Origin of the sequence: Nocardiopsis trehalosi NBRC 14201, assembly GCF_001552555.1 — a bacterium.
Lineage (GTDB): Bacteria > Actinomycetota > Actinomycetes > Streptosporangiales > Streptosporangiaceae > Nocardiopsis_B > Nocardiopsis_B trehalosi.
Genome location: NZ_BCRK01000127.1, coordinates 1 through 17,960, shown reverse-complemented (window position 1 = coordinate 17,960; position 17,960 = coordinate 1). Strand labels below are relative to the sequence as shown.

Here is a 17,960-nt window from a genome sequence, read left to right as displayed (position 1 = left end):
CCGCGCCCGCCCCCTATGCCGGGGGCGGGCGCGGCGGCGGGCGCGGGGGTGCGTGCGGCGGGGGCGCGGCGGGGGCGCCCGTCCGGTGTGTCGGGGAAGATCCGGTCCGGGCCGCGTGTCCGCGATGCGGGGAAGGCCGTCGTGGCGGCGTTTGTCGCCCGGGCACGGTATACCTACGGCATCGAAGATCGCCGGTGCCCGGCGGCCGCCTCTGCGCCGCTGTGCGCACCACCCCCCGGAGGTGATGCGTGGACAACGAAGTCGTGGACATCGGAGGGCGGAGCGTGGTGGGCGTCCTGCCCCCCGCCCGCTCCCGCAAACTGGCGAAGGTGCCCTTCGTCGAACTCGCCGACGGGCGCCTCCAGGGCGTCGTGTCCAGCGGGTCCGACCCGGCGCGCGTGTACGTCTCCACGGTGGCGGCCAAGACCCACGCCCTGACGTGCGCCACCAACAACAACCGGCCGTGCGGCGGCCTGGGCGGCTACCCCTGCAAGCACCTCCAGTCGCTGATGGACGAGGCGGTGCTGCAGTACGGCATCGAGCGCGTCGCCCGCTACCTGCGCGTCACCGTCCCCCCGGAGGCCGCAAAGGGCTCCGACCTGCGGTCGTACATGGAGTTCACGCGCGGCTCCGCCCCGACCAGCGTCGTGTTCAGCCGGTTCCTGCGCTACCTCGCGTACCTGGAGCTGCCGGCCGCCGCCGATCCGGTGCCCGAGATGCACTGGTTCCCGGCCACGGGGGCGGGCCGCTGATGCTCCCCGCCCAGGCCCAGGACCTGCTCTCCGCCGACCCGCCCGGCGCCGCCGACGCCCTCGGCGCCGTCACGGCGTTCGACGCCGCCCTCGTCAACGGGCTGGCCCGGCCCGACGCCGCCTGCGCCGACGCCCTCGCCGGGCTGGCCGGCGCGGTCGCCGGCACCCCGCTCGCCGCGCCGGTCGCCGACGCCGTCGCCAAGGTGACCGCTGGCGTCCTCGCCGACGCCCACCTCGCGGCGCTCGCGGGGGCGCGCACCGCCCTGCTCGGCGCGGTGCACGACGCCCTGCTCGACGCCGCCGACACCGCCCTCGGCCGCACCCGCGCCGTCCCGGCGGACGCCCCGGCTCCCGATCCCGCGCCGTCGGGGGCGCTGGTCGGCGCCCGCTCCTGGCTCACCGAACTCGCCGTCACCGGGTGGTTCGGCGTCGACCACGACGTCGCCTCCGGCGCCGACACCGCCATCGAGTCCCTGCTGGCCGACCCCGCGCGCCGCCGGCTCGCCGTCCTGCTCGACGGCCTGGCCGCCGAACTGCGGGCGTCCAGCCCCGTCGGCACCATGGGCGCGGTACCCGCCCGCCGCTGGGCCGACCTGTGGACGCGCGCCGTGCTGCTGTCCCAGGACGCCGCCCCGGCCGGCGCGTCCGGTGCCGCGACCGAGGCCACCGGGCGGCTGCTGCTCCTCGGGGCCGACGTCCACGAGCACGCCACGGCCGTCCAGGTGCAGGTGCACGGCGTCCTCGAACCCGCCGACGGCTCCGCGCCGCGGTGCGTGCGCGCCGCCGTCGGCGCCCCCAAGGTCGACGCCGTCACCGGCCCGTCGGTGTGGCGGCTGCTGACCGCCCACCCCGTGCTGCTGGCCGCGCTGGCCGAGCACCGGGCGGTCGACCTCACCGCCATGCCGCTGCTCGACAGCGGCGACCTGGTGTGGGACGACTCCCGCGCCCGCGCGGGCGACCCGGCCGACCCGTTCGCCACCGCCCGGCTGCACCTGGACGGCGCCGCCGTCCCCGCGGTGCCGCCGCTCGACCGCCACCCGGTGCGCATCGCCGAGCCCGTGCTGGTCGAGGGCTACAAGGTCGACCGCGCCGCCGAGGAGCTGCGGCTGGGCGACACCCGCCTGCCCCTGGACACCGGGCGGCTGCCCGCCGCCGGCCCGCTCACCGCCAAGCTCGCCCTCGCCTCGTCCGCCTGCATCGGGCTGCTGCGGTGGGAGGCCGGCCGGTGGTCGCTGCAGCCCCTGGCGGTGCAGGCCAAGGTGAAGGGCGCCGTGACCGCCGTGCACGTCGGCGACTGGGCGAAGGGCCCCACCGACCCCAAGGCGGCCAAGGCCGAGGAGCGCAACGACGCCATCGGCGTGCTGCGCGAGCGGGCGGGACGGTTGCTGAGGCGATGACCGACACCGACACCAGCACCGACACCAGCGCCGGCGCCGCCCCCGAGGGAAGCGCCGCCGACCGCAACCGCCGCCAGGCCCTGTACTGGCGGCTGCTCGCCCGGCTCTTCAGCGGCGACGAGCAGCCCGCCCTGGAGTCCGCCGCGGTCGCCGTGGTCGAGGACATCGGGCTGCCCACCGCCCTGCTCGACCCGCGCACCACGGTCGACACCGTCGTGCAGCGGTTCCCCGAGCTCGCCGCGGAGCTCGACGGCGTCATGGCGCCCGAGGGCGCCGACGCGCCGGCCGGCGCGGAGACCGCCGTGGGCGCCGCCGAGGTGCGGCGGGCCGCCCTGGTCTCCAAGATCCTGCTCAACGTGTTCTCCACCGGCGCCGGCGACGTCGAGGCCACGCAGCTCGCCGACTGGCAGTCCGACGCCGCGTGGCTGGAGCGCGCCATGGGCGCCGACCCCGGGGGCCTGCGCGACCGCCCCGGCGGCGCGGAGGTGGCGGGGGTGCTCGGCGACCTGGAGGGCGACCTGGTGAGCCGCATGCGGCTGCGCGAGGTGCTGGCCGACCCGGCGCTCGCCGCCCGGCTCACCCCCAGCATGTCGCTGGTCGAGCAGCTGCTGCGCGACAAGGCGAACCTGTCGGGCGTCGCCCTGGCCAACGCCAAGGCGCTGATCCGCCGGTTCGTCGACGAGGTCGCCGAGGTGCTGCGCACCCAGGTGGCGCAGTCCAGCGCGGGCGCCGTCGACCGGTCGGTGCCGCCCAAGCGGACCTTCCGCAACCTCGACCTGGACCGCACCATCTGGAAGAACCTGCCGAACTGGAGCCCCGAGGACCAGCGGCTCTACGTCGACCGGCTCTACTACCGGCAGACCGCCAAGCGCACCACGCCCGCGCGGCTGATCGTGGTGGTGGACCAGTCGGGGTCGATGGTCGACTCCATGGTCAACTGCACCATCCTGGCGTCGATCTTCGCCGGGCTGCCCAAGGTCGACGTGCACCTCATCGCGTTCGACACGCGGGCGATCGACCTCACCCCGTGGGTGCACGACCCGTTCGAGACGCTGCTGCGCACCAAGCTCGGCGGCGGAAACGACGGCCCGGTGGCCATGGCCATGGCCCGGCCCAAGATCACCAGCCCGCACGACACCGCGATGGTGTGGATCTCGGACTTCTACGAGTTCGGGCAGTCCCAGCCGCTGTTCACCGCGATCGAGGCGGTGCACCGCTCCGGGGTGAAGTTCATCCCCGTGGGGTCGGTGACCAGCGGCGGCCGGCAGAACGTCAACCCGTGGTTCCGGCAGCGCTTCAAGGACCTCGGCACCCCCGTCATCTCGGGGCACATCAGCAAGCTCGTGTTCGAACTCAAGAACTTCCTGGCTTAGGAGAGACCACCCCCATGACCGACCAGATGCTCCGCGCCCCCGCCGAGGTCAAGTACGCCGAGGAGCTGGACTGGCTGGAGTCGATCGACGACGGCCCCAAGCCCTTCTCGTGGCGGCTCAGCCCGCGCATGGTGCGCCTGTTCGTGCTCGGCTCCGAGCCCTCCGACGGCCTCGACCGCGAGGTCGCACAGAAGTGGTTCGGCGACCGGAGCTTCGTCGAGCGCAGCATCGTCACCCTGGCCTCCGACCGCGGGCTGCTCCTCCTGGGCGACCCCGGCACGGGCAAGAGCTGGCTCGCCGAGCTGCTGTCGGCCGCGATCTCCCGCAACTCCACCCTCGTCGTGCAGGGCACCGCGGGCACCACCGAGGACCACATCAAGTACTCGTGGAACGTGTCCATGGTGATCGCCAAGGGGCAGTCGCGCGAGGCCATGATCCCCTCGCCGATCATGACCGCCATGGAGACCGGCGCGATCGGGCGGTTCGAGGAGCTGACCCGCTCGACCAGCGACGTGCAGGACGCGCTCATCTCGATCCTGTCCGAGAAGTACGTGTCGATCCCCGAGCTGGACGACGACAACACCGTCTTCGCGCAGCCCGGGTTCTCCATCATCGCGACCGCCAACAGCCGCGACAAGGGCGTCAACGACCTGTCCTCCGCGCTGAAGCGGCGGTTCAACTTCGTCCGCATCCCGGTCGTCACCAGCAAGCGCAGCGAGTCCGAGATCGTCCGGTTCCGCACCACCGAGCTGCTGCGCCGCCACGACATCGAACTCGACGTGCCCCCCACCCTGCTCGACGTCCTGCTGCAGAGCTTCACCGACCTGCGCGCCGCCGCCGCGTCGGCCACCAGCGACGACGAGAAGCTGGAGTCGGCGCTGTCCACCGCCGAGCAGATCGGCGTCCTGGAGGACGCCATCCTGCACAGCCACTTCTTCGGCGACCGCACCCTGCGCGCGCAGACCCTGGCCGGGTCGCTCGTGGGGTCGCTGGCCCGGCGCAGCCCCGAGGACCTGAGCATCCTCAACAAGTTCTGGCACGGGGTCGTCGAACCGCGCAGCCGCAAGGACGGCGGGGAGTGGGCCGGCTTCCTGGAGGGCGGCAAGCAGGCGATCGACACGCTGTCATGACCGCGCCCGACCGCTTCGGCGCCCTGCGCGACCAGCTGCGCGAGGCCGCCGCCGCGTTCGCCGACGCGCCCGACGGGGTGTCCGGCATCCTGTCGGACATGGTCGACGACGTCGACCACGCGCTCAGCGAACCGCTGGAGATCTTCCCCGTCTGCCACCACTCCCCCTCCTCGGCCCTGGCCATGGCGCGCCGACTCCGCGAGAAGCGGCCCGACGTCGTCTACCTGGAGCTGTGCGAGGACATGGCGCCGCTCCTGACCGAGCTGCGCAACTGCCGGCTCCCGGTGGCGCTCCAGGCGTTCGCCGGGAAGATGGCCGAGGGCGGCCCGGGCGGGGCGGGCCCGTACAGCGTGGTCGCCCCGATCACCGAGGCGTCCGCCGAGTACCAGGCCATCGCCTACGCGCTCGACACCCCCGGTGTGGAACTCGTGCTGGTGGACCGGCCCGTCGACACCGTCTTCACCTCGGAGGTGCCGGCCGCCGGCGCCTCCGGCGGTGAGGCCGCCGACGGCGGCTCCGGGGCCGGACCCGCCGCCGCGACCGCCGCCCCGGAGGCCGGCGGGACCGAGGAGGACGCCGCCCTGCACGGCGACGCCGTCGGCGTCGAGATCGGCGACCTGCGGCCCCGCTTCGCCGAACTGGAGGCCCACCTGCTGCACCACGGCAAGGTGCGGCACTGGTCGGAGTGGTGGGACCAGTACGTCGAGCAGCCGCTGGCCGACGCCGACTACGCCACCTACCGCCAGGTGATGGTGCTGATCGGCAGCCTGTTCCGCCGCCTGCAGCCCGCCGACGCGGCGCGGGTGGCGCGCGACGAGGACCGCGAGCGCCACATGTGGACCCGCATCCGCGAGCACCTGGGCGCCACCGGGACCGACCCCGAGCGCGCGGTGTACGTGTGCGGCGCCTTCCACGCGGCCAGCCGGGTCGCCGAGGTCGGCACCGCCGCCCCCGACACCGGGTTCGAGGTGCGGCCCCGCACGGAGACGGAGTGGCTCTACGGGCTGATCCCCTCCAGCCACTCCGCGATCGAGGCCCAGTTCGGGCTCGCCCCGGGGTCGGTGTCGATCGCGTCGGCCACCTGGGAGAAGCGGGTCTCGGCAGGCGGCGCCGTGCCCTTCCGCCTCAAGGGGCAGAAGGGCGGGCGCGGCCGCTCCGGGGGCGCCCGCGGGAAGGCCGCCCCGGCGGCGGGTTCCCCGGTGCCCGACAAGCTGTCGGGGTTCCTCGCCCAGCCGCCCGCTCGGGGCGTGCTGGACGAGGAGGAGCTGCTCGGCTGGTGCGTCGACATCGTCCGGCTGGCCCGCCGCAACGGGTACGCGGCGAGTACGGCCGACGCGATCGCGGTCTATGAGACGTCGGTGCTGCTGGCGGGGATGCGCGACCGGTCCCGGCCCACGCCCTACGACTTCCAGGACGCGGCGGTCACCTGCATCGAGAAGGACACCGTGCCCGGCCGGCGCGACGTGCGGCGGCTGTGCGAGATCCTGCTCGGCGGCGACCGGGTCGGCGAGGTCGGCTACGACGCGATGCCGCCCCTGGCGCGCGACGTGTTCGACCGCCTGGCCCCGCTCGGCATCTCGCCGAGCAAGCGCGGCGTGCAGCGGGTCCTCATCGACCTGCGGGCGGACCCGCACCTGGAGCCGTGCTCGCGGCTGCTGTGGCGGTTGCGCCGGCTGCTGCCCGGCGGCACGGTGCGCCCCATCATGGGCGCCCTGGAGCTGGGCGAGCGGTCGACCCAGGAGAGCTGGGACGTCTCCCTCGGCCGCGACCAGCGCGGGGTCATCGAGCTGGGCTACGAGGGCGTCAGCGTCGAGCAGGTGCTGGAGCTGCGGCTGCGGCGCGCGGTGGCCGATCCGCGGGCCACGGCCGCGACGGCCCTGGCCGCCGTCGAGGACTCCCTGCTCTACCTGGACGCGCCGCGGCTCACCGAGGAGCTGGGGGCGCGCGCCGTCGAGCTGCTCGCCGCCGAACGCACGGTGGACGACGCCCCCGAGGTCCTGCGCCGGTTCCGCCGGCTGCTCGCCCACTACCGGGCGGTGCGGCCGGAGCTGCCGCGCTGGTGCGCGTCGTTCGTCACCGAGGGCTACGCGCACTACTGCACGCTGCTGCCGACCGCGTTCACCGACGAGGACGCGGGCATCCGCCAGGTCGCGGCCATGCTGGGGTTCCTGTTCACCCTGGAGAACGTGGCGCTGTCGCTGGGCTGCGACCGCACCCAGCTCGAACTCGCGGTCAAGCAGGCGCACCCGCGCGACCCTGCCAAGGTGGCGCTGGGGTGGGCGGCGCGCACCCAGCTCGGCCTCATGCCGAGGGCGGAGCTGCGGGCGCGCAGCGCGGAGCTGCTGGACAACCCGCTGGTGGTGCCGGCGTTCCCGAAGTACCTGAGCGGGTTCGTCCAGGCGCTGTCGCCGATCCCGTCGCTGGCGCCGTTCGTGGTGGAGGTGATGTCGGACGCGTTCGCCCGGCTGCCCGACCCGGTGCTGCTGCCGTGGCTGCCCACGCTGATCACGGCGCTGCGGGAGCACGCGGCCGAACTGGTCCCGGTCCTGGTCCGCGAGGCCGGCCGCACCTTCCCGGGCACCCTCCCGGCCCTGGACGCCTGGGTCCCCCCATGGACGTCCGCCGCCGGCGCCGGTGTCGGTGCCGGGGCCGGTGTCGGTACCTCCGGCCTCGGCACGGCCCTGGGCATCGACGGCGGGACACCGGGCCTGGACGGCGGGGCGTTCGCGGGCGGCCCGGTGGCCGACCTGCTCGCGGCCCACCCGGCGGCCACCGACGGCGTCGCCGCCCTGCTGGGCGTCGAGGGCACCTGGGCCGTCCCCGGCCCCCCGCCCCCGGGCACCGCAGCGGCCGCCCTGGTCACCCGCCACCCGGAGGCCGCCACCGCAGCCGCCACCCTCCTCCCCTGACCCCTGGGGGGCCGGACCCCGGTCCGGCCCCCCAGGGCACCCGCCGGGCTCCGGGGCACCGGGCCTTCCCCGGCCACGGCGCTTCCGGCGGTCCGCCTGTTCCGCGGGCTCGGGCGGGTGGGGGTGGCTCAGGTGGTGGGGGCGCCGACGAGGAGGGCGAGGTCGACGAGGCGGTTGGAGTAGCCCCACTCGTTGTCGTACCAGCCGACGACCTTGACCTGGGTGCCGAGGACGCGGGTGAGTTCGGCGTCGAAGATGCACGAGGCCGGGTCGTTGACGATGTCGGTGCTGACGATGGGCGCCTCGGTGTAGGACAGCAGGCCCCGGTAGGCGCCCGCGGCGGCCTGCGCGTACGCCTCCTTGACCTCCTCCACGGTGGTGCGGCGGCTGGTGGTGACGGTCAGGTCGGTGACCGAGCCGGTGGGGACGGGCACGCGCAGGGCGAACGCGTCGAGGCGGCCGTCCAGTTCGGGCAGGACCAGGCCGATGGCCTTGGCCGCGCCGCTGGAGGTGGGCGTGATGTTGAGGGCCGCGGCGCGGGCGCGGCGCAGGTCCGAGTGCGGGGCGTCCTGGAGGTTCTGGTCCTGGGTGTAGGCGTGGACGGTGGTCATCATCCCGGAGTCGATGCCGACGGCGTCGTGCAGGACCTTGGCCAGGACGCCGAGGCAGTTGGTGGTGCACGAGGCGTTGGAGATGATCGCGTGCCGCTCGGGGTCGTAGGCGTCCTGGTTGACGCCGAGCACGATGGTGACGTCCTCCCCGCTGGCGGGGGCCGCGATGATGACCTTGCGGGCGCCGCCGTCGAGGTGCGCGCGGGCCTTGGCGGCCTTGGTGAAGACGCCGGTGGACTCGATGACGACGTCCACGCCCAGGTCGCCCCAGGGCAGGTCGGCGGGGTCGCGTTCGGCCAGGACGGTGACGGCGGTGCCGTCGACCCGGATCGCGCCGGGCTCCGCGGTGACCTCGCCGGGGAAGCGGCCGAGGACGGAGTCGTAGGCCAGCAGGTGGGCCATCGTCGGCACGTCGCCGAGGTCGTTGACGGCGACGATCTCCAGGTCCGCGTCCCGGGCGGCCACCGCACGGAAGACGTTGCGGCCGATCCGGCCGAATCCGTTGATGCCGACACGGACGGTCATGGTGGTTCCTCTCCTTGCGCCAATGGGTGCGGGCGCGCGGCCGCACGCGGAGCGCGGTTCCGGGTGCCGCGGCGCGCCGACCAACAGCATAAGCAGTTTATATAAGCATGGGATATAGTTTTGGCTGTGGCCCACCCCTCTGACGACCGCCCCGACGAACTGGACGCGGACGCCTTCACCGCCGCGATCGAGGACTTCAACCGGTTCTACATCCGCCTCCCGCTGCTGGAGAAGCTGCCGTTCACGACGCTGTCGGTGCTGGACACCCTCGCGAGCGCAGGCCCGATGCGGCTCACCGAGCTGGCCCGGACCGAGCAGGTCAGCCAGCCCGGCGTCACCCAGCTCGTCACCCGCCTCGAACGGGACGGCCTGGTGGAGCGCCGGCCCGATCCGGACGACGGGCGCGCCGTGCTCGTCCACATCACCGAGGCCGGCCGGCGGATCGGCCGGTCCCGGCACGCCGACCGCACCCGCCACCTGACGCCGCTCCTCGCCCGGTTGACCGCCGAGCAGCGGCGGGCGATCGCGGACGCGCTGCCCGCGCTGACCCGGCTCGCCGAACTCGGGCGCGCCCGCCCGCAGGACCGCCCCTGACGGCACGGGGCTCGGAACCGCCGGCACGGAGACCGACCGGCACGGCGAAGGGGGCCGACCGGGTGTCCGGTCGGCCCCCTTCGTGAGGCGTGCTGCGCGCGGGTCGCTACAGGTACTGGCCGGTGTTGGCGACGGTGTCGATGGAGCGGCCGGAGTCGGCGCCCTTCTTGCCGGAGACCAGGGTCCGGATGTAGACGATGCGCTCGCCCTTCTTACCGGAGATGCGCGCCCAGTCGTCGGGGTTGGTGGTGTTGGGCAGGTCCTCGTTCTCGCTGAACTCGTCGACGCACGCCTGCATCAGGTGCGAGACGCGGATACCGCGCGACTTGTGGTCGATGAAGTCCTTGATCGCCATCTTCTTCGCGCGGTCGACGATGTTCTGGATCATCGCCCCGGAGTTGAAGTCCTTGAAGTACAGGACCTCCTTGTCACCGTTGGCGTAGGTGACCTCCAGGAACCGGTTCTCCTCGGACTCGGTGTACATGCGCTCCACGACCCGCTGGATCATGGCGTCCACCGTGGCCTGGGTCGACCCCCCGTGCTCGGCGAGGTCGTCGCCGTGCAGCGGCAGGTCGGTGGTGATGTACTTGGCGAAGATGTCGCGCGCGGCCTCGGCGTCGGGGCGCTCGATCTTGATCTTGACGTCGAGCCGGCCCGGGCGCAGGATCGCGGGGTCGATCATGTCCTCGCGGTTGGACGCGCCGATGACGATGACGTTCTCCAGGCCCTCGACGCCGTCGATCTCGCTGAGGAGCTGGGGCACGATGGTGTTCTCGACGTCGCTGGACACGCCCGACCCGCGGGTGCGGAAGATGGAGTCCATCTCGTCGAAGAACACGATCACCGGGGTGCCGTCGCCGGCCTTCTCGCGCGCCCGCTGGAAGACCAGGCGGATGTGGCGCTCGGTCTCGCCGACGTACTTGTTGAGCAGCTCCGGCCCCTTGATGTTGAGGAAGAAGCTCTTGCCGACGTCGCGGCCGGTGCGCTCGGCCACCTGCTTGGCCAGCGAGTTGGCGACGGCCTTGGCGATGAGGGTCTTGCCGCAGCCGGGCGGGCCGTAGAGCAGCACGCCCTTGGGCGGGCGCAGCCGGTGCTCGTAGAACAGGTCCTTGTGCAGGTAGGGCAGCTCGACCGCGTCGCGGATCATCTCGATCTGCCCGCCGAGGCCGCCGATGTCGGTGTAGGCGATGTCGGGGACCTCTTCGAGGATGAGCTCCTCGACCTCCGACTTGGGGATGCGCTCGTAGACGTAGCCGGAGCGGGGCTCCAGCAGGAGGGAGTCGCCCGGGCGCACCGGCTGGTCGCGCAGCGGCTCGGCGAGCCGGACGATCTTCTCCTCGTCGTGGTTGGAGATGACGAGGGCGCGGTCGCCGTCCTCAAGGAACTCCTTGAGCATGACGACCTCGCCGACGGTCTCGAAGGACTGCGCCTCGACGACGTTGAACGCCTCGTTGAGCATGACCTCCTGGCCGGGGCGCAGGTCCTCGATCGTCACCGACGGGCTGACGTTGACCCGCATCTTGCGCCCGTTGGTGAAGATCTCGACGGTCTCGTCGTCGCGCGCCTCCAGGAAGACGCCGAAGCCGGACGGCGGCTGCGCCAGCCGGTCGACCTCCTCCTTGAGCGCGACGATCTGGTCGCGCGCCTCCTTCAACGTCGCCACCAGGCGCTCGTTCTGGCCGTTGGTGGCGGCCAGGCTGGCCTGGGCCTCCCGCAACCGGTCCTCGAGCAGCCGCACATGGCGGGGGGAATCGGCGAGCTTGCGCCGGACTACGCTGAGTTCCTTTTCCAAGTAGGAGACCTGAGCGGTGAGTTCTGCGACCTCACGGTCGCGCTCCGCCTGACGCTCGTCGTCGCGATCGGCCACGTCCGCCACCTCCCTATAAGAGGACGACTACTCGGAACCCTACCTACCCATGGACTATTCCTAACCTCCCGGGCCCGGCGAGTGTCGAAGGACTCACTTCCCGATCTTGCGTCGACCCAGGTCACCCTGATAGTGCACGGCCCCGCGTAATCGGAACGTAACGTCGCCCCCTCAGTCGCGTGCGTCCCCGCCCCCACCAGCGGCCCCGTCCGGCGCGGGCGCCTCGGCCGCACCGCCGCCGCGGGCCTCCTGCGCCTTCTGCCAGTCCTCGCCGTAGGCGCCCTTGGACGGGCGGCGGCGGCGCTCGGGGGCCTCGGCGCCGTCGGCGAGCCGGCGCGCGGTGACGAGGAACCCGGTGTGGCCGATCATCCGGTGGTCGGGGCGCACGGCCAGCCCCTCGACGTGCCAGTTGCGCATCATGGTCTCCCAGGCGTGCGGCTCGTAGAACGAGCCGTGGTCGCGCAGCTCCTCCACGATGCGCGACACCTGGGTGGTGGTGGCGACGTAGGCGCACAGCAGGCCGCCCGGCACCAGCGCCTCGGCCACCGCCTCGACGCACTCCCACGGGGCGAGCATGTCCAGGATGACCCGGTCGACGTCGGTGTCGGTGATGTCGGCGGCGAGGTCGCCGACGGTGAGCCGCCACGCCGGGTGCGGCCGGCCGAAGTAGCGCTCGACGTTGGTCCGGGCGATCTCGGCGAAGTCGGCGCGGCGCTCGTAGGACGACACCAGGCCCTCCTCGCCCACGGCCCGCAGCAGCCAGCACGACAGCGACCCCGAGCCGGCGCCGGCCTCGACCACGCGCGCGCCGGGGAAGATGTCGGCCTGGGCGACGATCTGCGCCGCGTCCTTGGGGTAGACGATGGTGGCGCCGCGCTTCATCGACAGGGTGAAGTCGGCGAGCAGCGGACGCAGGGCGACGTAGGCGGTGCCCGAGGTGGCGCGGACCACGCTGCCCTCGGGGCGGCCGATGAGGTCGTCGTGGTCGAGTCGGCCGCGGTGGGTGTGGAACGCCGTGCCGGCGCGCAGGGTGATGGTGTGCATCCGGCCCTTGGGGTCGGTGAGCTGCACGATGTCGCCGTCGTCGAAGGGTCCGCGGCGGCCGTGGATGCCGGTCACTGGTGCTCGTCTCTCGGTTCTGGGGTCGGGGCTGGGGCGGTCGCCCAGGCTACCGGTCCGGACCTGCGGCGGCGTAATCGGCGGCGCGGGGTGCGGCGGGGCCGGAACGGGGCGGCGCGGGGGCGCGCCGGGGCGACCCGGCGGGCGCGGGCGGTGCCCGGATGCGGGGAGAATTCGGTGGGGGTCCGCGGCGCGGCCGCGGCCCCGTCGAGCCGAGCGGAAGAGGGGAAGACGATGGCGGGCGAAGCGCCGAAGATCGGTTTGGGGATCGACATCGGCGGGAGCGGCATCAAGGGCGCCCCGGTCGACCTGGCGACCGGGGAGTTCGTGGTGGACCGGGTGAAGATCCCGACCCCGCACCCGTCGACCCCGCGGGCGGTGGCGGCCGTCGTCGCCCAGATCGCCGCGGCGTTCCCCGAGCACGTCGACCCGGCGACCCCGCTGGGGGCGACCTTCCCGGCGGTCATCCAGCACGGCGTGGCGCGCAGCGCCGCCAACGTCGACCCGTCCTGGATCGGCACCGACGTCGAGCGGCTGCTGGCCGACGCGACGGGCCGGCGGGTGTACGTGCTCAACGACGCCGACGCCGCCGCGGTCGCCGAGGACCGCTACGGCGCCGCCAAGGACGCCACGGGCGTGGTGCTGATGACGACGCTGGGCACCGGCATCGGGACCGCGCTGCTGGTCGACGGCACCCTGGTGCCCAACACCGAGTTCGGCCACCTGGAGATCGACGGCCACGACGCCGAGACCCGGGCCGCCTCCAGCGCCAAGGAGCGCGAGGACCTGTCGTACGAGCGGTGGGCGCGCGAGCGGCTGCAGCGCTACTACGAGGTGGTCGAGATGCTGCTGTCTCCGGACCTGATCGTGGTGGGCGGCGGGGTGAGCCGCAAGGCCGAGAAGTTCCTGCCGCTGCTGCGGCTCAACGCCCCGATCGTGCCGGCGGAGCTGCGCAACACGGCCGGGATCGTGGGGGCCGCCGTGCTGGCGGTGGAGCGGTTCGGCGGCTGACCCGCCGCGCGCGGCCGGTCGCCGGCTCCCCTCGGGCCGGCGGCACGGCCGCGTGCCGGCTCCGTCAGCCCTCGGTCCGGGCGGGCCCCAGGACGCCCATGATGCGCCGCGCGGCGGCGGCGGGGTCGGCCGCGGGGGTCAGCGGCGCGCGGTGGGGGGCGGTGGTGGCGGGGTCGCCGGTCCAGCGCAGCCACCACCACAGCCGGCCGCGGTGCGGCCGGAGCACGGCGCGCTCGGTGCGCCGGGCCGGCCCGTAGGCGGTGGCGTCGACGGCGCCGATGACGCCGTCCATGCGCGCCTCCAGCCCGCAGGAGCGGAGTTCGCTGGTCAGGTCGGTGAGAGCGCGCAGCCAGGCGGTGTCGGCGCCGGGGCTGTCAAGCCGCCGACCGGAAGCGGCCAGGCTGGGGGTGCCGGAAGGGGGGGTCTCGACCGTCATCCTACTCCTCAGTTCTCCGGAGAACTCCCAGCGTCATGGGGACTTTCGGCCCTTGACCGCGCGTGCGGGCCGCCCTCCGGGGACGCACGTATGCGCACTACGCATCGCGTCACTTCTTTCACTCATAGCCACGGATACCAGGTGGCAACCCTAACCTAGGCTCATGCCCGAACGTGACGGCGGTCTGCCGCCGGAGTTGTGGTCGCGGCCCGCCATGGCCGCCGCTCTCGCCACGTGCGACATGCCGACCGTGGTCGAGGGTGTACGGCTGGCGCGCGGGTGGTCCCAGGGGGAGCTCGCCCGCGCCGTCGGCTACTCGCAGAGCTGGGTCTCACGCGTGGTGAACGGGCAGCAGTCGCTCACCGTCGACCAGGTCCGCGACCTCACGGGGCGCCTCGGCATCCCCGTCCACCTGCTCCGGTTCGGCCGGCCCGCCGCCGGGAGGGGGAAGGGGGCGGATCCCACGCGACGCAGGGATTTCGGACGGGTGGTGGCCGCGGCCGCACTGGCGCTGCCGGCGGCGCCGCGCACCGACGTCGACGAGGCCACGGCGCCCGTGCTGCGGGCGGTCACCGGGGGGCAGCGGCGGCTCGACGCCGTCTCGCCCTCGCGCGACCTCGCCCGGGGCGCGGTGGCGCACGTGGAGCTGACCGGCCGCATGCTGGCCCGCGCCCGGCACACGCCGTTCGCGGCCGACATCGCGGCCGCCGCGAGCGAGGCCGCGGGGTTCGCGGCCTGGCTGCACGCCGACATGGGCGACACCGGGTCGTCGCGCGCCCACTACCGCACGGCGGTGCGGCGCGCCCGCCAGTCGGGGCACGGGCTGCTCGACGCCTACATGCTGGGCAGCCTGGCCTCGTTCGAGACCGACGCCGACGACCCCGCCCTGGGGCTGACCCTGGCCCAGGAGGCGGGGCGGTGGCTGGGCGCCGACGCCCACCCCACCGCCGCCGCGTGGCTGGCGTGCGTGCGCGCGCTGGCGCAGGCGGGCATGGGCCGCGCCGACGAGGCCGCCGCCGAGCTGCGCGCCGCCGAGGCCGAGGTCGACCGGCCCGAGAACGCCACCCCGCCGTGGCCGTGGGTGTTCGCGTTCGACCACGCCAAGGTGGCCGGGTGCCGGGCGCTCGCGGGGGTGCGGCTGCGCCGCCCGCACGAGGCCCGCGCGGCGTTCGCCGAGGCGTTCGGCGGCGCCCGCCCCGGCGGCAAGCAGGGGGCGCTGCTGATGGTGGAATTCGCGTCGGCGCACGCCGACGCCGGCGACGTCGACGAGGCGTTCCGGCTCGCCGCGGCGGCGCTGCGGGCGGGCGCGGTCTGCGGGTCCGAGCGCGTGGTGGCGCGGGTGCGCCGGTTCCGGCGCGCCTACCAGGGGCCGGCCGCGCGGTGCGTACGCGACCTGGACGACGAACTCGCCGCCCTGCTGGTCCGATGAGGGGGGCCCACCCGGAGGGAGGCGGGGCCGTGCGGCGCATCGCCGTGACCGGTCACCGGGGGCTGCCCGCCGACGTGGAGCGGACGGTCGACACCGCGCTGCGCGGCCTGCTGACCCCCATGGGCGCCGGCCTGGTCGGCCTGTCGTGCCTGGCCGACGGCGCCGACACCCTGTTCGCGCGGGCGGTGCTCGCCGCAGGGGGCGCGATCGAGGCGGTCGTCCCGGCCGCCGGCTACCGCGACGCGCTGCCCGCCGCGCACCGGCCGGTCTACGACGCGCTGCTCGCGGCGGCGGCGCGGGTGCACCGGCTGCCGCACCCGGCGTCGACGTCCGACGCCCACCTCGACGCCGGCCGGTTCCTGGTCGAGCACTGCGACGAACTGGTGGCGGTGTGGGACGGCGCGCCGGCGCGCGGCAGGGGCGGGACGGCCGACATCGTGGCCGACGCCCGCCGCCGGGGGCGCCCGGTGGCGGTGGTGTGGCCCGACGGCGCCCGGCGGTAGGCCCGGCCGGCTCCCGGCCGGGCGGGGCTCAGGTCCCGGCGAACACCGCGTTGACGTCGGCGGCGCGCAGCACCCCGAACACCGCGCCCTCGCCGTCGACCACCAGGTACTCGGGTACGGGTGCGGCGCGCAGCGCGTCGAGCAGGTCCTCGCCCTCAAGGTCGGCCGCGACCACGGCGCCGGCCGTGATGGCGCGCGCCGCGCTGGACGACGGCACCCAGGGGCGCCGGTGCTCGGGCACCGCCCCGGCCGCGGCGGCGTTGACGATCGACACCGGGGTGCCGCCGGCGTCGGCGATGACCACGGCCCCGGCGTCGGCGTCGGCCATGCGGCGCAGGGCCTCGGCGAGCGGGGTGTCGGCGGCCACGGTGACGGCGCGGCGGGCCAGGGTGCGGGCGCGCAGCCGCGGGATGCGCTCGCGGATCTTCGCGGCGCGCAGGGCGGCGCCCGCGCCCATCCAGATGAACGAGCCGAGCAGCACCCCCCACAGCACGGCGAACACGCTGGGCGTGAACCCCTGCGCCAGCGCGTACAGCGGCGGGCCCAGCACCACCGCCGCGGCGAGGACCCGCCCGCCCCAGGCGGCCACGACGGTGCCGGCGCGGGGGCGCCGGGTGATCTTCCAGACCGCCGCGCGTACCAGCCGGCCGCCGTCGAGCGGCAGCCCCGGCAGCAGGTTGAACACGCCGACGAGCAGGTTGGCCACCCACAGCTGCCAGACCAGGACGCCCGCCACGGTGAGCGGGTCGACCAGGAAGTACGCGGCGAAGCCGAGCCCGGCCAGCACCAGCGACAGCAGGGGGCCGGAGAACGCGATCCAGAACTCGCGGCCGGGGGTGGGGGCCTCGCGGCGGATCTCGGACACCCCGCCGAGCATGTAGAGGGTGATCCGGTCGACCGGCAACCCGTACCAGCGGGCCACCACCGAGTGCGCGAGCTCGTGCACGAGCACCGACACGTAGAGCAGCACCGCGAAGGCGAACGCCACCAGGTAGGAGGCGGCGCCGAGGTTCAGGGTGCGGTCGACCACCGGCTGGTAGAGCACGGTGATGATGGCGGCGATGACGAGCCACGACGGGGTGACGTAGACGGGGATGCCGAACGGCCGCCCCATGAGCAGCCCCGACCGCCGTCCGCCGCGCCGGGGCGCGGGCTCGGGGGCGGGTGCGGGCCGGTGCGCGGGGGTGCCGCCGTCATCGCTCACCCTGCCAGGCTACGCGGTCCGGGCGGGTCCCGGCCCGCCGCGCGCCGTCGTACTGTGTGGTCATGACCTCCCCGCACGCCGCTCCCCTCGTGCCTGCGCTGTCCCCCTCGCGGGCGTCCGACTTCCTCCAGTGCCCCCTGCTCTTCCGGTTCCGGGTCGTCGACCGGCTGCCCGAGAAGCCGAGCGCGGCGGCGCTGCGCGGGACCCTGGTGCACGCGGTGCTGGAGCGCCTGTTCGAGCTGCCCGCCGAGACCCGCACCCCGCGGACCGCGCTGTCGCTGCTGGAGCCGCAGTGGGAGCGGCTGCGGACCGCCCGCCCCGAGTCCGCCGAGCTGTTCGCCGACGACGCGGAGCTGGCGGCGTGGCTGCAGGAGGCGCGCACGCTGCTGGGCCGCTACTTCGAGATGGAGCAGCCCCAGCACCTGGAGCCGCGCGACCGCGAGCTGCGGCTGGAGGTGGCGCTGGAGTCGGGGCTGCGGCTGCGCGGCTACGTCGACCGGATCGACGTCGCCCCCACGGGCCGCATCCGGGTGGTCGACTACAAGACCGGCAAGTCGCCGCACCCGCGCTTCGAGGACAAGGCGAAGTTCCAGATCTTCTTCTACGCCGTGATGCTGTGGCGGGAGCTGGGCGAGGTCCCCGCCCGGCTGCAGCTGATGTACCTGGGCGACGGCGGGGTGCGCTGGTACGAGCCCGATGAGGCGGAGCTGCGCGCCGCCGAGGCCGAGATCCTGGCCATCTGGCGCGACATCGACGCGACGGCCCGCTCCGGCGTGTGGCCGACCCGGCGCAGCAAGCTGTGCGGCTGGTGCGACCACCAGGCGCTGTGCCCGGAGTTCGGCGGCACCCCGCCGCCGCTGCCCGCCACCGTCCGGGTGTACTGACCGCCCGCCTCGCGGGGGCCGCCCCGCCGACGTGAGCCGCCGGGCGGGGCGGCTCGCGTTCCTCCTGGCGTAGGAGCCGATATCCCCCTGGGGAAGGGCGGCGGGCGGGGCGCGGCGAACTAGCGTGGAGGGGTGACACCTTCTTCCGCGGCGCCCGTGCGCGCACCCGCGGGCCGCCCGGCGGGCGGGCCCGCGTCCGGCGGGCGGCCCGCCCGA

At 74.7% G+C, this 17,960-nt stretch carries 15 protein-coding genes; 10 read left to right on the top strand and 5 right to left on the bottom strand.

Annotated elements, in window-relative coordinates; translation table 11 throughout:
• The first annotated feature begins 248 nt into the window (after nucleotides 1–248).
• Genes NT8_RS19875 through NT8_RS19855 form a run of 5 tightly spaced genes read left to right on the top strand, consistent with a single transcriptional unit; the run spans nucleotide 249 to nucleotide 7,561 of the window.
• Nucleotides 249–752: a hypothetical protein gene (locus tag NT8_RS19875; protein ID WP_217999261.1), complete on the top strand. Its 504-nt coding sequence runs from the start codon at nucleotides 249–251 to the stop codon at nucleotides 750–752.
• Nucleotides 752–2,149, top strand: coding sequence for a hypothetical protein (locus tag NT8_RS19870; protein WP_067971789.1), 1,398 nt, complete (start codon nucleotides 752–754; stop codon nucleotides 2,147–2,149). Before NT8_RS19875 ends, NT8_RS19870 begins: the two co-directional genes overlap by 1 nt.
• Nucleotides 2,146–3,522: a VWA domain-containing protein gene (locus NT8_RS19865; RefSeq protein WP_067971787.1), complete on the top strand. Its 1,377-nt coding sequence runs from the start codon at nucleotides 2,146–2,148 to the stop codon at nucleotides 3,520–3,522. Before NT8_RS19870 ends, NT8_RS19865 begins: the two co-directional genes overlap by 4 nt.
• Before the next feature lie 14 nt (nucleotides 3,523–3,536).
• On the top strand, nucleotides 3,537–4,652 hold the full coding sequence (locus tag NT8_RS19860; protein WP_067971785.1) for an ATP-binding protein: 1,116 nt from the start codon (nucleotides 3,537–3,539) through the stop codon (nucleotides 4,650–4,652).
• Complete coding sequence (locus NT8_RS19855) at nucleotides 4,649–7,561, top strand: DUF5682 family protein (RefSeq protein WP_067971782.1); 2,913 nt, start codon at nucleotides 4,649–4,651, stop codon at nucleotides 7,559–7,561. The genes NT8_RS19860 and NT8_RS19855 overlap by 4 nt, the downstream gene beginning before the upstream one ends.
• 128 nt (nucleotides 7,562–7,689) lie before the next feature.
• Here NT8_RS19855 and gap read toward each other — a convergent pair whose 3' ends face one another.
• Complete coding sequence (gene gap / locus NT8_RS19850) at nucleotides 7,690–8,697, bottom strand: type I glyceraldehyde-3-phosphate dehydrogenase (RefSeq protein ID WP_067971779.1); 1,008 nt, start codon at nucleotides 8,695–8,697, stop codon at nucleotides 7,690–7,692.
• A gap of 126 nt (nucleotides 8,698–8,823) precedes the next feature.
• Here gap and NT8_RS19845 point away from each other — a divergent pair, with 126 nt between their 5' ends.
• Nucleotides 8,824–9,291, top strand: coding sequence for a MarR family winged helix-turn-helix transcriptional regulator (locus tag NT8_RS19845; protein ID WP_067971776.1), 468 nt, complete (start codon nucleotides 8,824–8,826; stop codon nucleotides 9,289–9,291).
• Nucleotides 9,292–9,397: 106 nt separating this feature from the next.
• Here NT8_RS19845 and arc read toward each other — a convergent pair whose 3' ends face one another.
• Both arc and NT8_RS19835 read right to left on the bottom strand, forming a co-directional pair.
• A complete protein-coding gene (gene arc / locus NT8_RS19840) occupies nucleotides 9,398–11,167 on the bottom strand; it encodes a proteasome ATPase (protein WP_084469111.1) in 1,770 nt (589 codons plus the stop codon).
• 162 nt (nucleotides 11,168–11,329) lie between these two features.
• Nucleotides 11,330–12,277 (bottom strand): tRNA (adenine-N1)-methyltransferase, encoded by a 948-nt coding sequence (locus NT8_RS19835; protein WP_067971772.1) that lies wholly within the window; start codon nucleotides 12,275–12,277, stop codon nucleotides 11,330–11,332.
• A gap of 234 nt (nucleotides 12,278–12,511) precedes the next feature.
• Here NT8_RS19835 and ppgK point away from each other — a divergent pair, with 234 nt between their 5' ends.
• Nucleotides 12,512–13,288 (top strand): polyphosphate--glucose phosphotransferase, encoded by a 777-nt coding sequence (ppgK, locus tag NT8_RS19830; protein WP_067971769.1) that lies wholly within the window; start codon nucleotides 12,512–12,514, stop codon nucleotides 13,286–13,288.
• 64 nt (nucleotides 13,289–13,352) lie between these two features.
• Here the strand turns inward: ppgK and NT8_RS30310 are convergent, their stop codons facing one another.
• The gene (locus NT8_RS30310) at nucleotides 13,353–13,724 is read right to left on the bottom strand and encodes a hypothetical protein (protein WP_174549606.1); all 372 of its coding nucleotides are present in this window, start codon (nucleotides 13,722–13,724) and stop codon (nucleotides 13,353–13,355) included.
• 163 nt (nucleotides 13,725–13,887) lie between these two features.
• On the opposite strand from NT8_RS30310, the gene NT8_RS19820 reads away from it, so the two are divergent.
• Together NT8_RS19820 and NT8_RS19815 are read left to right on the top strand one after the other, a co-directional pair.
• Nucleotides 13,888–15,153, top strand: coding sequence for a helix-turn-helix domain-containing protein (locus tag NT8_RS19820; RefSeq protein ID WP_084469110.1), 1,266 nt, complete (start codon nucleotides 13,888–13,890; stop codon nucleotides 15,151–15,153).
• Nucleotides 15,154–15,182: 29 nt separating this feature from the next.
• Nucleotides 15,183–15,656, top strand: a complete 474-nt coding sequence (locus NT8_RS19815; RefSeq protein ID WP_067971764.1) for a hypothetical protein — start codon at nucleotides 15,183–15,185, stop codon at nucleotides 15,654–15,656.
• Between the two features lie 28 nt (nucleotides 15,657–15,684).
• On the opposite strand, the gene NT8_RS19810 is transcribed toward NT8_RS19815, so the two are convergent.
• Entirely contained in the window at nucleotides 15,685–16,770 is a 1,086-nt protein-coding gene (locus NT8_RS19810; RefSeq protein ID WP_084469112.1) for a site-2 protease family protein, read from the bottom strand.
• Between the two features lie 152 nt (nucleotides 16,771–16,922).
• On the opposite strand from NT8_RS19810, the gene NT8_RS19805 reads away from it, so the two are divergent.
• On the top strand, nucleotides 16,923–17,744 hold the full coding sequence (locus NT8_RS19805; RefSeq protein ID WP_067971756.1) for a RecB family exonuclease: 822 nt from the start codon (nucleotides 16,923–16,925) through the stop codon (nucleotides 17,742–17,744).
• Nucleotides 17,745–17,960 lie beyond the last annotated feature (216 nt).

Bases quoted from the DNA above. Each gene is read 5' to 3' on its own strand.
- NT8_RS19870 (WP_067971789.1), top strand. From the start codon at position 752: ATGCTCCCCGCCCAGGCCCAGGACCTGCTCTCCGCCGACCCGCCCGGC.
- NT8_RS19865 (WP_067971787.1), top strand. From the start codon at position 2,146: ATGACCGACACCGACACCAGCACCGACACCAGCGCCGGCGCCGCCCCC.
- NT8_RS19860 (WP_067971785.1), top strand. From the start codon at position 3,537: ATGACCGACCAGATGCTCCGCGCCCCCGCCGAGGTCAAGTACGCCGAG.
- NT8_RS19855 (WP_067971782.1), top strand. From the start codon at position 4,649: ATGACCGCGCCCGACCGCTTCGGCGCCCTGCGCGACCAGCTGCGCGAG.
- gap (WP_067971779.1), bottom strand. From the start codon at position 8,697: ATGACCGTCCGTGTCGGCATCAACGGATTCGGCCGGATCGGCCGCAAC.
- ppgK (WP_067971769.1), top strand. From the start codon at position 12,512: ATGGCGGGCGAAGCGCCGAAGATCGGTTTGGGGATCGACATCGGCGGG.
- NT8_RS30310 (WP_174549606.1), bottom strand. From the start codon at position 13,724: ATGACGGTCGAGACCCCCCCTTCCGGCACCCCCAGCCTGGCCGCTTCC.
- NT8_RS19820 (WP_084469110.1), top strand. From the start codon at position 13,888: ATGCCCGAACGTGACGGCGGTCTGCCGCCGGAGTTGTGGTCGCGGCCC.
- NT8_RS19810 (WP_084469112.1), bottom strand. From the start codon at position 16,770: ATGGGGCGGCCGTTCGGCATCCCCGTCTACGTCACCCCGTCGTGGCTC.
- NT8_RS19805 (WP_067971756.1), top strand. From the start codon at position 16,923: ATGACCTCCCCGCACGCCGCTCCCCTCGTGCCTGCGCTGTCCCCCTCG.